Origin of the sequence: Terasakiella brassicae (genome assembly GCF_014641495.1) — a bacterium.
Lineage (GTDB): Bacteria > Pseudomonadota > Alphaproteobacteria > Rhodospirillales > Terasakiellaceae > Terasakiella > Terasakiella brassicae.
On the sequence record NZ_BMHV01000039.1, the window covers coordinates 1 to 14757 of the forward strand.

The 14757-nt window shown below is 48.9% G+C and carries 10 protein-coding genes; 9 read left to right on the forward strand and 1 reads right to left on the reverse strand.

All coding sequences use genetic code 11. The features are described from left to right. Nucleotides 1–289 precede the first annotated feature (289 nt). The 3 genes from IEW74_RS16200 to rpoC all read left to right on the forward strand — a co-directional run bounded on the left by IEW74_RS16200 (nucleotide 290) and on the right by rpoC (nucleotide 9223). A complete protein-coding gene (locus IEW74_RS16200; protein WP_188667059.1) occupies nucleotides 290–469 on the forward strand; it encodes a hypothetical protein in 180 nt (59 codons plus the stop codon). A 359-nt stretch (nucleotides 470–828) separates the two neighbouring features. Further along, nucleotides 829–4986, forward strand: a complete 4158-nt coding sequence (gene rpoB, locus IEW74_RS16205) for a DNA-directed RNA polymerase subunit beta (RefSeq protein WP_188667061.1) — start codon at nucleotides 829–831, stop codon at nucleotides 4984–4986. Between the two features lies 1 nt (nucleotide 4987). Next, a complete protein-coding gene (gene rpoC / locus IEW74_RS16210) occupies nucleotides 4988–9223 on the forward strand; it encodes a DNA-directed RNA polymerase subunit beta' (RefSeq protein ID WP_188667063.1) in 4236 nt (1411 codons plus the stop codon). A gap of 80 nt (nucleotides 9224–9303) precedes the next feature. Here the strand turns inward: rpoC and IEW74_RS17565 are convergent, their stop codons facing one another. Continuing rightward, the gene (locus IEW74_RS17565) at nucleotides 9304–9444 is read right to left on the reverse strand and encodes an entericidin A/B family lipoprotein (RefSeq protein ID WP_188667065.1); all 141 of its coding nucleotides are present in this window, start codon (nucleotides 9442–9444) and stop codon (nucleotides 9304–9306) included. A gap of 304 nt (nucleotides 9445–9748) precedes the next feature. Here IEW74_RS17565 and IEW74_RS16220 point away from each other — a divergent pair, with 304 nt between their 5' ends. The 6 genes from IEW74_RS16220 to IEW74_RS16245 all read left to right on the forward strand — a co-directional run. Further along, nucleotides 9749–10285, forward strand: coding sequence for a PAS domain-containing protein (locus tag IEW74_RS16220; RefSeq protein WP_188667067.1), 537 nt, complete (start codon nucleotides 9749–9751; stop codon nucleotides 10283–10285). 1 nt (nucleotide 10286) lies between these two features. Then, nucleotides 10287–11432, forward strand: a complete 1146-nt coding sequence (locus IEW74_RS16225; protein WP_188667069.1) for a methyl-accepting chemotaxis protein — start codon at nucleotides 10287–10289, stop codon at nucleotides 11430–11432. Nucleotides 11433–11640: 208 nt separating this feature from the next. Beyond that, the gene (gene rpsL / locus IEW74_RS16230) at nucleotides 11641–12012 is read left to right on the forward strand and encodes a 30S ribosomal protein S12 (RefSeq protein WP_188667071.1); all 372 of its coding nucleotides are present in this window, start codon (nucleotides 11641–11643) and stop codon (nucleotides 12010–12012) included. A gap of 12 nt (nucleotides 12013–12024) precedes the next feature. Then, complete coding sequence (gene rpsG, locus IEW74_RS16235; RefSeq protein WP_188667073.1) at nucleotides 12025–12495, forward strand: 30S ribosomal protein S7; 471 nt, start codon at nucleotides 12025–12027, stop codon at nucleotides 12493–12495. Between the two features lie 15 nt (nucleotides 12496–12510). Further along, nucleotides 12511–14598: an elongation factor G gene (gene fusA, locus IEW74_RS16240; RefSeq protein WP_188667075.1), complete on the forward strand. Its 2088-nt coding sequence runs from the start codon at nucleotides 12511–12513 to the stop codon at nucleotides 14596–14598. A 42-nt stretch (nucleotides 14599–14640) separates the two neighbouring features. After that, the coding region (locus IEW74_RS16245) for a GTP-binding protein (protein WP_188667076.1) at nucleotides 14641–14757 on the forward strand (117 nt) is incomplete at its 3' end.

The following is a 14757-nucleotide window of genomic DNA, read 5'->3' on the forward strand; positions in this document are numbered from 1 at the left end:
GCGGCTGGCTCGTAGACGTTTACTTCCTTCTTCTTTAGGAAGGAGACCGCGTTCAAAAGCAGGAAAGAAACGCTTGCAGAAATCGTCGATCTCACAGAAAATCTCTTCGATGGGAACTATGGATACCTCCATTGTAGGCCGTTTTTGTAGCTATAAATAGCCTACTCCCATCACCTTATCTTTGTGAATCAATAACTTAATAAATCCCTTATCCCGAATCCGCGTTATTTAAAATCCTTCCTCTAAAAGGATAGCGTTCACAGTATTACTGAATAGAGGAAAAGAGAATATGTTAGCTGCTGATCACAGAAAAGTTGCACAATGGCACCTGCGTCAAGCCGAGCTTCACGAAGCGTCTGGCGAATATAAATGTGGTTGCCCGATGGGTTCCGAGAATGCGCGTATCATCAAGATCGTTGAATCTGGTAAGATCGACGAAGAGAACGAATGTTCTCTACTTGATAAATAAGCCATATGCATGTAATGCAATTCAGGAAAGCGGCCCGTTATTGGGCCGTTTTTTTATTTCAGGATATTGTTTGATGTGACTTTTTGCTTTACATTTTTTGTTCAGCTTATATAAAAGGCACAACAAACCGCTGGGCTGGATTGGATTGATGTATCCGATCCGGCCCGGCTGTCTTTGTCTGTATCGCAGGTGAAGGCATCCTGTGTTACCCGCCCGGATAGGCCCCGCCGTGGCCGATAAAGTTGGTAACTGTCAAGGAGTTGTCCCCGTCTTGGGGGCTTATGGAACGATGTTGCATTAAGGATTCGGCGACCCGAGGTGCAATTGGTGTCCAACCTGAAAATAACTTGAGGAAAATAATGGCGAATCCGCTAATTAACCGCAAGCGTATCCGTAAGAGCTTCGGTCGTATCCCGACTGTTGCCCCGATGCCGAATCTGATCGAGGTTCAAAAATCTTCCTATGAACATTTCCTGCAAGCCAAAGTAAAGCCGCAAGACCGTATCGATAACGGTTTGGAAGCTGTCTTTAAATCGGTTTTCCCGATTAATGACTTTAGCGAGCGTGGCACGCTGGAATATGTATCTTACGAATTTGAAGAGCCCAAATACGACGTTGAAGAATGTCAGCAACGTGGCATGACTTATTCTGCCCCGTTGAAAATGACCTTGCGTCTGGTTGTTTGGGATGTTGACGAAGATACCGGCGCGCGCTCTGTTCGTGATATTAAAGAACAAGATGTTTATATGGGCGATATGCCGTTTATGACATCTAACGGTACGTTCGTTGTCAATGGAACGGAACGTGTTATCGTTTCTCAGATGCACCGTTCACCCGGTGTGTTTTTTGACCATGATAAAGGTAAAACGCACTCTTCAGGTAAGTACCTGTTTGCTGCACGTATCATTCCTTATCGCGGTTCCTGGTTGGATTTTGAATTTGATGCGAAAGACATTTTGTATGTTCGTATCGACCGTCGCCGTAAATTGCCCGTCACAACATTGTTGATGGCACTGGATAACGACGAGACAGCCAACAAGCGCAATGCCGGTGAACATGTTGCACTGGAAGATCGCGTTGGTATGTCGCCGGAAGATATCCTTAATTTCTTCTACACCACTGTGGAATATACACGTGGTAAAAAAGGTTGGCAGACCACGTTTGACGCGGATCGTTTGAAGGGCGTCAAGCTGCTTCACGATGTTGTTGATGCGAAAACGGGTGAAACCGTTCTGAGCGTTGGTAAGAAAGTAACACCGCGTCAAGCCAAGAAACTGGCCGAAGCTGGTGTGAAAGACATTCTGGTCTCTAACGAAGAATTGATCGGCAAGTTCGTTGCCACCGATTTGGTAAACGAAAAAACCGGTGAAATCTTTGTTGAAGCAGGTGGTGAGCTGACAGCGGAATTGCTGGAAGAGCTGGAAAATGCCGGCATGACTGAATTGCCGTTGCTGTCTATCGACCATGTGAACGTTGGTCCGTATATGCGCAATACGCTGTCTGTCGACAAAAACTCGACACGTGAAGAAGCGCTGATTGATATTTACCGTGTAATGCGTCCGGGGGAACCGCCGACCCTTGAGTCTGCAGAAGCCTTGTTTGAAAGCCTGTTCTTCGACCAGGAACGTTATGACTTGTCTGCCGTTGGTCGTGTGAAAATGAACATGCGTCTCGGCTTTGACGATCTGCCCGATACACTGCGCACATTGCGCCGCGAAGATATTCTGGAAGTTCTACGTATCCTCGTTGAATTGAAAGACGGTCGTGGCGAAATCGACGATATCGATCACTTGGGGAACCGTCGTGTTCGCTCCGTTGGTGAATTGATGGAAAACCAGTACCGTATCGGTCTGCTGCGTATGGAACGTGCGATCAAGGAACGTATGGGATCTGTGGATATTGACACAGTGATGCCGCACGACCTGATCAATGCGAAACCGGCTGCGGCTGCGGTTCGTGAATTCTTCGGTTCTTCGCAGTTGTCACAATTTATGGACCAAACCAACCCGTTGTCAGAAGTTACGCACAAACGTCGTCTGTCAGCCTTGGGCCCGGGTGGTTTGACGCGTGAACGTGCGGGCTTCGAAGTTCGTGACGTACACCCGACACACTATGGTCGTATCTGCCCGATTGAGACCCCTGAGGGTCCGAACATTGGTTTGATCAACTCTTTATCCACTTATGCCCGCGTCAACAAATACGGCTTTATCGAAAGCCCGTATTGTAAAGTTGAAAACGGTCAGGTGACCCATGAAGTAATGTATCTGTCTGCCATGCAGGAAGGTCGTTACACCGTGGCGCAGGCCAATGCGGCTTTGGATGAAAACGGTCGTTTTGTGGATGATCTGGTGTCTTGCCGTCAGGCGGGTGAATATATCATGGCCCGTCCTGAAGATATCACCTTGATCGATGTTTCCCCGAAACAGATTGTCTCTGTCGCCGCAGCGATGATCCCGTTCCTGGAAAACGATGACGCCAACCGTGCCTTGATGGGGTCAAACATGCAACGTCAGGCGGTTCCGCTGCTGCAAGCAGATGCACCGTTGGTCGGTACTGGCATGGAAGAAGTTGTCGCACGCGATTCCGGTGCGGCCATTGTGGCCAAACGTGCCGGTGTGATCGATACCGTTGATGCGACCCGTATCGTGGTTCGTGCCGAAGGTGACGATGCGTCTACTGTCGGTGTTGATATTTATACCTTGAAGAAATTCAAGCGTTCCAACCAGAACACCTGTATCAACCAACGCCCACTTGTGAAAGTCGGCGATAAGGTTGAGGTCGGTACGGTTCTGGCAGACGGTCCGTCAACAGACCTTGGTGATCTGGCGTTGGGGCGTAACGTGCTTGTGGCCTTCATGCCGTGGAATGGTTACAACTTCGAGGATTCCATCCTGATTTCCGAACGTATCGTTCGCGATGACGTCTTTACTTCCATTCACTTGGAAGAATTTGAAGTCATGGCCCGTGATACCAAACTCGGTCAGGAAGAAATCACGCGCGATATCCCGAACGTTGGGGAAGAGGCGCTGAAAAACCTCGACGAAGCCGGTATCGTTTATATCGGTGCAGAAGTAAAAGCTGGTGATATTCTCGTTGGTAAAGTGACACCGAAAGGCGAAAGCCCGATGACACCGGAAGAAAAACTTCTGCGTGCGATCTTTGGTGAGAAAGCTTCTGATGTTCGTGATACGTCCTTGCGTATGCCTCCGGGTGCAACGGGTACAGTTGTTGAAGTCCGTGTCTTTAACCGCCGTGGTGTGGAAAAAGACGAACGCGCCTTGGCGATTGAACGCTCTGAAATCGAACGTCTTGCAAAAGACCGCGACGACGAACGTAAAATTCACGAACGGAACCTGGCTGCGCGTATGAAATCGACGGTTGTCGGTCAAATCGCGGTTGCCGGCCCGAATGGTATGGAAACAGGTGTACCGATTACCGAAGAAATGCTTGATGCATTTAATCCGGGTCAGTTGGTTCACGTTTCTGTCGAAGACGATGGCGTTCAGTCTGACGTTGAATCTTTGAAAAAGCACTTTGCCGATGGTATTTCCGCCGTTCAGGAACGCTTTGAAAACAAAGTTGAAAAACTGCAACGTGGTGATGAGTTGCCGCCGGGTGTGATGAAGATGGTTAAAGTCTTCGTTGCGATCAAACGCAAGCTGCAACCGGGTGATAAAATGGCTGGTCGTCACGGGAACAAAGGGGTTATCTCCCGCATCGTTCCTATGGAAGACATGCCGTATTCCGAAGACGGGACGCCGGTCGATGTCGTTCTGAACCCGTTGGGTGTACCTTCACGTATGAACGTTGGTCAGATCCTTGAAACGCATTTGGGTTGGGCTGCTGCCGGTCTGGGTCGCCAAATTGGTGAACAACTGGATGCGGCCAAACGTAGCGGTGCTTACGATGGTGTTCGTGAAAAACTGCAATATGCGTATGGTGACGATATCTACAATGAATATGTTGCAGATATGGATGATGCCGAAGTGGACGAATTGGCAGGCAACCTGCGCAAGGGTGTTCCGATGGCAACGCCGGTCTTTGATGGCGCGACGCCGGATGACATTTCCAAGCATTTGGAAATGGCGGGTTATGCCTCTTCCGGTCAATCCACGCTGTATGATGGCCGTACGGGGGATCAGTTCCACCGTCAGGTCACAGTGGGTTACATCTACATGTTGAAACTGCACCACTTGGTTGATGACAAACTGCACGCCCGTTCTATCGGTCCGTACAGCTTGGTCACGCAACAGCCGTTGGGTGGTAAAGCCCAGTTTGGTGGTCAACGCTTCGGTGAGATGGAAGTGTGGGCACTGGAAGCTTACGGTGCGGCTTACACTTTGCAGGAAATGCTCACGGTTAAGTCCGATGACGTTTCCGGTCGTACAAAAGTTTACGAAGCGATTGTACGTGGTGAAGACTCCTTCGAAGCCGGTATTCCGGAATCCTTCAACGTCTTGGTCAAAGAACTGCAAGCTCTCGGCCTGAACGTCAACATGAACCAAGGGAATTACTAATATGTCGGAATTGATGAAATTCTTTGGGCAGGTTAGCGGCGCTCAACAGTTCGATAATCTGCAAATCAATATCGCAAGCCCGGAGAAAATCCGCTCTTGGTCCTACGGCGAAATTAAAAAACCGGAAACGATCAACTACCGTACGTTCAAACCGGAACGTGATGGTTTGTTCTGTGCGCGTATCTTCGGCCCGGTCAAAGATTACGAGTGCTTGTGCGGTAAATATAAACGCATGAAGTACAAAGGCATCGTCTGTGAAAAGTGCGGTGTTGAAGTAACCTTGACCAAAGTCCGTCGTGAACGTATGGGCCATATTGAACTGGCGGCGCCTGTTGCGCATATCTGGTTTTTGAAATCCCTGCCGTCACGTATCGGCCTGTTGCTGGATATGACTTTGAAAGATCTGGAACGTGTTCTCTATTTTGAGAACTTCGTTGTGATCGAACCGGGTCTGACTCCGCTGAAGCAAAAAGAACTGCTGAGCGAAGAACAGTACACAAATGCGGTTGAAGAATACGGTCAGGATGCCTTTACCGCCGGTATCGGTGCGGAAGCAATCCGCGATATGCTGGCTGAAATCCATCTGGAAGACGAATTGGAAGATCTGCGTCAAGAACTGCGCGATACCAATTCTGAAGCCAAGCGTAAGAAGCTGGTGAAGCGTCTGAAGCTGGTTGAAGCTTTCATGGAATCCGGTTCTCGTCCGGAATGGATGATCTTGGAAGTCGTTCCGGTCATTCCGCCGGAATTGCGTCCGTTGGTTCCATTGGATGGTGGCCGTTTTGCGACTTCCGACCTCAACGATCTTTATCGTCGTGTGATCAACCGGAACAACCGTTTGAAACGACTGATCGAACTGCGTGCCCCGGAAATCATCGTACGTAACGAAAAACGTATGTTGCAGGAATCCGTTGATGCGTTGTTTGATAACAGCCGTCGCTCGCGCCCGATTACAGGGGCGAACAAGCGTCCGTTGAAATCTCTTTCCGATATGCTGAAAGGGAAACAAGGTCGTTTCCGTCAAAACCTGTTGGGTAAACGCGTCGATTATTCTGGTCGTTCTGTTATCGTGGTTGGCCCGGAACTGATGCTTCATCAGTGCGGTCTGCCGAAGAAAATGGCACTGGAACTGTTCAAACCGTTTATCTATGCGAAACTGGAACTGTACGGCATGGCAACCACTATTAAGGCGGCCAAACGTATGGTGGAAAAAGAACGTCCGGAAGTTTGGGATATCCTCGAAGAAGTTATCCGTGAACACCCTGTTATGCTGAACCGTGCACCGACATTGCACCGCCTTGGTATTCAAGCGTTCGAACCGACTTTGGTTGAAGGTAAAGCGATCCAGTTGCACCCGCTTGTTTGTACAGCCTTTAACGCTGACTTCGACGGTGACCAAATGGCGGTTCACGTACCGCTTTCTTTGGAAGCTCAACTTGAAGCCCGCGTTCTGATGATGTCTACAAACAACATCCTGCAACCGGCCTCCGGTAAGCCGATCATCGTGCCGTCTCAGGATATCGTTTTGGGTATCTACTATCTTTCCATGGAATTGGAAGGCGAGAAGGGCGAAGGTATGGCGTTCTCAGGTGTGGGTGAAATTCACCAGGCACTTGATAACGATGCGGTCAGCCTGCATGCGAAAGTAACATGTCGATATCGCACGATTGATGCCGATGGTAACGAAATCGTGGAACGTGTGGAAACAACACCGGGCCGTATGTTGCTGTCTGAATTGTTGCCGCGTGATCCGAAGGTTCCGTTCTCCTTGATCAACAAGTTGTTGACCAAGAAAGACGTCTCCAACGTGATCGGTGAAGTGTATCGCCACGTTGGTCAGAAAGAGACGGTTATCTTCTGTGACCGTATCATGGGCCTCGGTTTCAAATGGGCTTGTAAAGCCGGTATTTCCTTCGGTAAAGACGATATGGTTATCCCGGAAGCCAAAGCCCGTTTGGTTGATGAAACCAAAGAAGCAGTGAAAGAGTTTGAACGTCAGTATATGGACGGTTTGATTACTCAGCGTGAGAAATATAACAAAGTTGTCGATGCATGGTCACACTGTAACGATCAGGTGACCAGCGAGATGATGGCGGAAATTTCCCGTGTTGAGCCGGGCGTTCCGATCAACTCCGTTTATATGATGGCGCACTCCGGTGCCCGTGGTTCCACAGCTCAGATGCGTCAGCTTGGCGGTATGCGTGGTTTGATGGCGAAGCCGTCCGGCGAGATCATTGAAACACCGATTATCGCGAACTTTAAAGAAGGCTTGAGCGTTCTTGAGTACTTTAACTCCACACACGGTGCCCGTAAGGGGCTTGCCGATACGGCGTTGAAAACAGCGAACTCCGGTTACCTGACCCGTCGTCTGGTTGATGTTGCACAAGATTGCATTATCTTCGAAGATGATTGCGGCACTGAAAACGGTCTGACGACCCGTGCGGTTATGGATGGTGGCGACGAAATCGTCAGCCTTTATGAACGTATCCTTGGTCGTTCTGCCGGTGAAGACATTACGCACCCTGAAACAGGCGAAGTCATTCTCGCAGCCGGTGAGCTGATCGAGGAAGAAGAAGCCGCTATGATTGAGGCTGCCGGTGTTGAAACCGTCAAAATCCGTTCCGTTCTGACCTGTGAAGCTGAAAACGGTGTTTGTGCGACATGTTATGGTCGTGACCTTGCCCGTAACACGAAGGTAAACCGGGGCGAAGCGGTCGGCGTTATTGCCGCCCAGTCCATTGGCGAGCCGGGGACTCAGTTGACCATGCGGACGTTCCACATTGGTGGGGCTGCGCAACGTGGTGCCGAACAAAACAGCATTGAGACTTCTCACGATGGTACGATCCAATTGATCAGCTGCCAGACGGTTAAGAACTCTTCCGGTATTGATACGGTTATGAGCCGTAACACCGAAATGTTGTTGATTGACAACGCAGGTAAAGAGCGTGCCCGTCACCGTATCCAGTATGGTGCCAAATTGTTCGTAACCGATAAGCAAAAGGTCGAACGTGGTACAAAATTGGCAGAATGGGATCCGCACACTCTGCCGGTTCTGACAGAAGTCAACGGGACTGTGAAGTACGTTGACCTTATGGATGGTGTTTCCATTGCCGAACAAACGGACGAAGCAACAGGTATTGCTTCTAAAGTTATCGTGGATTGGAAATCCCTGCCAGCGGGTGCTGAGTTGCGTCCGCACTTGGCAATCGTTGATGAAAACGGCAACCTGCAAAACCTCGCCAGCGGTAACGAAGCAAAATACTACGTTTCCGTTGATGCGGTTCTGTCTGTAAACGATGGTGACGTTGTTCACGCCGGTGACACCTTGGCACGTATCCCGCGTGAATCTGCGAAGACACGTGACATTACGGGTGGTCTGCCGCGCGTTGCGGAATTGTTCGAAGCTCGTAAACCGAAAGATCACGCGATTATCTCTGATATTGATGGTCGTGTTACCTTCGGTAAGGATTACAAGAACAAACGTCGTATCGTGGTGACACCGGAAGGTGATGATGCCGAACCGATGGAATTCCTTGTTCCCAAGGGTAAGCACATTTCTGTTCAGGAAGGTGACTACGTTCGTAAAGGCGATCCGTTGATGGATGGTAGCCCGGTTCCCCATGACATCTTGCGTGTTAAGGGTGTTGAGGCACTGGCAGAGTTCCTGATTGCAGAAATTCAGGAAGTTTACCGTCTGCAAGGGGTTATGATTAACGATAAGCACATCGAAACCATTGCACGTCAGATGTTGCAGAAAGTGGAAATCACAGAACCGGGTGATACAACCTTCTTGGTTGGGGAACAAGTGGATCGTGTTGAATTCCGTCGTGAAAACAAGAAAGCGGAAGAACGCGGTGATCGTATCGCTGTTGGTCAGCCGATCTTGCTTGGCATCACGAAAGCCTCTCTGCAAACACAATCTTTCATCTCGGCAGCGTCTTTCCAGGAAACAACACGCGTTCTTACCGAAGCGGCTGTTTCCGGCAAGAAAGATTACTTGTTGGGCCTGAAAGAGAACGTCATCGTGGGTCGTTTGATCCCGGCGGGGACAGGTGCTTACATGAATAAAATCCGTCAGGTTGCTGCTGAGCGTGATCGTGAAGCCGGTTATGTACCGGAACACGAACAGGCTGCCGCTGCAGCTGCAGCGGCACAAGCTGAAGCGGAAGCTGCACACGCAGCGGCTTTGCCAGGTGCAGAAGGTGTCTCAGATGCACCGTTAGCGCCTGCTGAGTAAGCAAAGGCTTAAACACTAAAAAGCCGGGTAGAACGATTGTTCTACCCGGCTTTTTTTATTTTTCGGTAGGTGCTCAGGATTTATTTTTTTGCTTTTTCTTCAATCCATTGTCCTGCTTTTTGCACATCTTCGCCAACACCTTCCATTGTGTTACAGGCAGAGAGTGAAAGAAGAAAAGAGAGAGCCAAACACAGATATATTATGTTTCTCCGATAGGGCATGTGAGGAACCTTTAATCAGTAGAGTAAAACCAACTTCAAGCAAAATATATTTGTCCAGCTGGCAAGAGGCAAGCAGAACCTTATCGTTGGAAATTTGGCATTACTTCTTATTTTGAAAAAAAATAAATATAAAGTATGCAACGCTGAGATTGGTCATGGACAACTCTGGATTATAGGTCTTATATATCAGCACGGGAGGCGTGTTTGTTTTTACAGGCATTTCTCTGTCTATGCGACATGCTTGGGATACAAGTATGAACAAGTCAACTGAACAAAAAATCTGTGTAAACAGGGATAAAAAAATATGGGACTCTATGGAAATCCAGAACTAACTGGTAAAGAACGTTTTTTTGATAAGAATGATGTCATCGTTTCAAAAACCGATACGAAAGGCATCATTACGTATGCGAACCGCACATTTGGACAGATTGCGGGTATATCTGCGCGTGATGTGATTGGAAAAAATCATAATATAATCCGTCATCCCCATATGCCGCGCTGCATTTTTAAATTTTTATGGGAGACGATCGCAACGGGGCAGGAAGTGTTTGCCTATGTTGTCAACCGTGCCGTCAACGGGGACCATTACTGGGTCTTGGCCCATGTGACACCAAGCTTTGATCTGTCCGGTAATATTGTCGGATATCATAGCAACAGGCGTGTGCCGGATAAAGAGATTGTGACCTCTTCAATTATTCCCCTATATGACAGTCTTCTTAAGGTGGAACAAAGCTATCCTTCTCCCAAAGAGGGGATGAATGCCGCAATGGCAGAGGTGGTTAAATTAATTGAAAGCAGTGGTAAGGAATATAACCACCTCATTTTGTCGATGGGAGGTTAAGATGTTTGTAAAGCAGGATCAAATTAACCATGCGATTGATGAGCTTAGACAGGTTTTGCAAGGGAATTTCGAGGTTCGCATTACTGATATCCGCAGTGAAGGCGGCGTAAATGAGCTGTTGTATCTGATGAATGATATTATTGATCGTTGCGATGCTTTTATGCGGGAATCTTCGGCATGCACCCAGCATGTTGCGCAAAATAAATATTGGCGCAAAATCGTCATGGACGGGATGATGGGGGACTATAAGGTCGCCAGTCAAAAGGTGAATGGTGCTGTTGAAGCGATGGGCCATAAGGTTGATGTTTTTTCAGATACATTGAACCACTTCGAAGAAGGTGTCTTAAAGGTTTCCGCAACCGTGAGTGAAACCTCAGAAGAGGTGGAGGATGCGGCACGGGGCATGGAACGTATCGCGGAATGCACCGCCCAGAATTCAACAGAGGTTGCGGAAGCGGCAGAACGGGCGACACAAAATGCACAGACGGTTTCTGCCGCCTCGGAAGAGCTGAGCGCATCAATCCATGAAATAAGCGAACAGGTGAGTAAGGCATCCGAAGTCACGTTACTTGCCCAGGCAGACAGCGAACGGATTTCACAGGAAGTTCAAAATCTATCAACATCGTCAGATCAGATTACATCGGTGGTTAATCTTATTCGCGATATTTCAAATCAAACCAACATGCTGGCATTGAATGCGACGATTGAAGCTGCGCGGGCAGGGGATGCCGGGAAAGGTTTTGCTGTGGTCGCAACCGAAGTGAAAGAACTGGCCAAACAGACCTCTCTGGCGACGGACCAAATCGAAGCGCAGGTCAAATCTATTCAGGAGGCGACACAGCAGACCGTGAATGGTATCGAAAAAATTGTCTCTCAGGTCGATTTTATTGCCCAATCCAATGAGTCGGTTTCAGCTGCCGTTCAGGAACAAACGGCTGCGACAAGTGAAATTGCCCGGAGTATTGAACAAGCAGCCAATGGTACGCAAGATGTGAATGTCAAGATTGCAGATGTTGCCGATGGTGCGCGTGAGACAGGCGAGGCCTCACATTTAGTGCAAAGTAAATCGGACATTCTGTTGAAAGAGTCACAAAAGCTTTGTGACGGAATTAACCGTTTTATGAAGCAGGCGCGTGCCGTTATGTAGTTTTGCTTGACAAAACCTCAAAAATCCATAGGATGCCCCGCCTATTGAGTGGTGGAGTCTATCTTTTTTTTGATAGGGTTCACATTGTTGTAACAGGAACGTTATAGCATCCGCCGAAATGAGCTGACGGGAAGGGAAGCCGGACCGTTGGTCTTTTATTGTTTTAGCGCGCTGTATCGTTGCGAGTGTGTCAAGGAATACACTGCTTATGCCTACTATTAACCAATTGATCCGCAAATCGCGTAAAGCGAAGCCGGTTCGTAACATGGTTCCTGCTATGGAAGCATGTCCGCAAAAACGTGGCGTTTGTACGCGCGTCTATACAACTACTCCCAAAAAGCCGAACTCGGCCCTTCGTAAGGTTGCCCGTGTGCGCCTGACGAACGGCTATGAAGTTTCGTCTTACATCCCGGGTGAGGGTCACAACCTGCAAGAACACTCTGTCGTGATGATTCGCGGCGGTCGTGTAAAGGATTTGCCGGGTGTTCGTTACCACATCATTCGCGGTACTTTGGATACACAAGGTCTTCAAGACCGTCGCCAACGTCGTTCTAAATACGGCGCGAAGCGTCCGAAATAAGGGGAATAGGATATGTCTCGTAGACGCGCTGCTGAAAAGCGTATCGTTCTGCCTGATGCGAAGTACGGTGATATCGTACTGACCAAATTCATGAACGGTTTGATGCTCGACGGTAAAAAATCTGCCGCTGAGAAAATTGTATATGGTGCTTTGGAAAATATGGAAAAGAAAACCGGTAACGATCCGGTTGCTCAGTTCCATGAAGCTCTGGAAAATGTAAAGCCTGCCGTCGAAGTACGTTCGCGTCGTGTCGGTGGTGCTACATACCAGGTTCCGGTTGAAGTTCGTGCGACACGCCGTCAGGCGCTTGCCATTCGCTGGATCATTGATGCTTCCCGTAAGCGTAGCGAAAACACTATGGCTGACCGTTTGACTGGCGAATTGCTGGACGCGGCACAAAACCGTGGTGCTGCCGTTAAGAAACGTGAAGACACTCACCGTATGGCGGAAGCCAACAAAGCCTTCTCTCACTATCGCTGGTAAGGACGGACATTTTTCATGTCAAAATCATATCCTTTGGAGAAGTATCGTAACATCGGCATCATGGCTCACATCGATGCGGGTAAAACGACTACTACTGAACGAATTCTGTACTACACCGGTAAATCTTACAAGATTGGTGAAGTGCATGACGGTAACGCGACCATGGACTGGATGGAGCAGGAGCAAGAACGTGGGATCACGATCACTTCCGCTGCGACCACAACTTTCTGGCGCGATCACCGTGTAAACATCATTGACACACCCGGTCACGTGGACTTTACCATTGAGGTAGAACGTTCTTTGCGTGTACTTGATGGTGCGGTTTGTGTGTTTGACTCCGTTGCCGGTGTTGAACCGCAATCTGAAACTGTTTGGCGTCAGGCTGACAAATACAACGTACCGCGTATGTGTTTCGTCAACAAGATGGACCGTATGGGCGCAGATTTCTACCGTTGTGTAGATATGATCATTGATCGTCTCGGCGCTGTTCCGCTTGTTACGCAATTACCGGTCGGTTCTGAAGCTGATTATGCGGGTCATATTGATCTGATCAAAATGAAAGCCGCGATTTGGTCCGGTGAGGAACTCGGCGCGAAATTCGACTATGTCGATATTCCTGCTGAACTCGCTGACAAAGCCGCTGAATACCGTATGCGTCTCGTTGAAACGGCTGTTGAGCAAGACGATGATGCTATGGAAGCATACCTCGAAGGTAACGAGCCGGATGAAGAAACACTGATCAAATGCATCCGTAAGGGGACAATCGGTCTGGCGTTTGTTCCGGTTCTGTGTGGTACAGCCTTTAAAAACAAAGGCGTTCAGCCGCTTCTTGATGCCGTAATCGATTATATGCCGGCTCCGACCGACATTGCTGCGATCCGTGGTGTAGATGCGAAAGATCCGGAAAAAGAAATCACGCGTCCGAATGCTGTCGACGCGCCGTTCTCTGCTCTGGCTTTCAAAATTATGAACGACCCGTTCGTGGGTTCTTTGACGTTCGTCCGTATTTACTCTGGTAAACTTGAAGCCGGTTCCTATGTGATGAACACGGTTAAGGGCAAAAAAGAACGTATCGGCCGTATGTTGTTGATGCATTCTGCGGAACGTGAAGAAATCAAAGAAGCTGCTGCGGGTGATATCGTTGCTCTGGTTGGTTTGAAAGACACAACAACAGGGGATACCCTGTGCGCAAGTGATAGTCAGGTTATTCTGGAACGTATGGAATTCCCGGAACCGGTTATCGAAATCGCTGTTGAGCCGAAATCAAAAGCCGATCAGGAGAAAATGGGTATCGCTCTGGCGCGTCTGGCTGCGGAAGATCCGTCTTTCCGTGTGAAGACAGACCACGAGACAGGCCAAACCGTTATTTCCGGTATGGGCGAATTGCACCTCGACATCCTTGTTGATCGTATGAAACGTGAATTCAAGGTCGAAGCAAACGTTGGTGCGCCGCAGGTTGCTTATCGTGAATCCTTCGGTCAGGAAGTGACCGTTGATTACACGCACAAGAAACAGTCCGGTGGTTCCGGTCAGTACGCCCGCGTACAGATCAAGTTCGAACCGATGGATGCGAACGGTGAAGAGCACTTTGAATTCAAGAGCTCTATCGTTGGTGGTAACGTACCGCGTGAATATGTTCCGGGTGTTGAAAAAGGTCTTTCAACCTCTATGGAAGCGGGTGCGATTGCCGGGTTCCCGGTTGTGGGTGTTCGTGCAGAACTGTTCGACGGTGCTTATCACGATGTTGACTCTTCTGTTCTGGCCTTCGAAATTGCAGCCCGCGCTGCATTCCGTCAGGCGATGAGAGAATCCAAACCGAAACTGCTTGAACCTATGATGAAAGTCGAAGTTGTTACCCCTGAAGAATATATGGGTGACATCATCGGTGACCTGAACTCCCGTCGTGGTCAGGTCGGTTCTATGGACCAACGCGGTATCGCTCGTGTCGTTACAGCCAACGTTCCGCTCGCCAACATGTTTGGTTATGTGAACAACCTGCGTTCCTTGTCTCAAGGCCGCGCGCAGTTCACTATGCAGTTCGATCACTACTCAGAAGTGCCGAACAACGTTGCTGAAGAAATCAAAGAAAAGCTGGCCGGTTAATCCGGTCCAGCTTACCTAAATTTTAATTGGAGTTACTTAGTTATGGCTAAGGCAAAATTTGAACGTAATAAACCGCACTGTAACATTGGTACCGTAGGCCACGTTGACCACGGTAAAACCACGCTGACAGCTGCGATCACGAAAGTATTGGCGGAAGCT

What these genes read in the sequence shown, in the direction of transcription:
- IEW74_RS16200 (WP_188667059.1), top strand. Translation starts at nt 290, where the DNA reads ATGTTAGCTGCTGATCACAGAAAAGTTGCACAATGGCACCTGCGTCAA.
- rpoB (WP_188667061.1), top strand. Translation starts at nt 829, where the DNA reads ATGGCGAATCCGCTAATTAACCGCAAGCGTATCCGTAAGAGCTTCGGT.
- rpoC (WP_188667063.1), top strand. Translation starts at nt 4,988, where the DNA reads ATGTCGGAATTGATGAAATTCTTTGGGCAGGTTAGCGGCGCTCAACAG.
- IEW74_RS17565 (WP_188667065.1), bottom strand. Translation starts at nt 9,444, where the DNA reads ATGCCCTATCGGAGAAACATAATATATCTGTGTTTGGCTCTCTCTTTT.
- IEW74_RS16220 (WP_188667067.1), top strand. Translation starts at nt 9,749, where the DNA reads ATGGGACTCTATGGAAATCCAGAACTAACTGGTAAAGAACGTTTTTTT.
- IEW74_RS16225 (WP_188667069.1), top strand. Translation starts at nt 10,287, where the DNA reads ATGTTTGTAAAGCAGGATCAAATTAACCATGCGATTGATGAGCTTAGA.
- rpsL (WP_188667071.1), top strand. Translation starts at nt 11,641, where the DNA reads ATGCCTACTATTAACCAATTGATCCGCAAATCGCGTAAAGCGAAGCCG.
- rpsG (WP_188667073.1), top strand. Translation starts at nt 12,025, where the DNA reads ATGTCTCGTAGACGCGCTGCTGAAAAGCGTATCGTTCTGCCTGATGCG.
- fusA (WP_188667075.1), top strand. Translation starts at nt 12,511, where the DNA reads ATGTCAAAATCATATCCTTTGGAGAAGTATCGTAACATCGGCATCATG.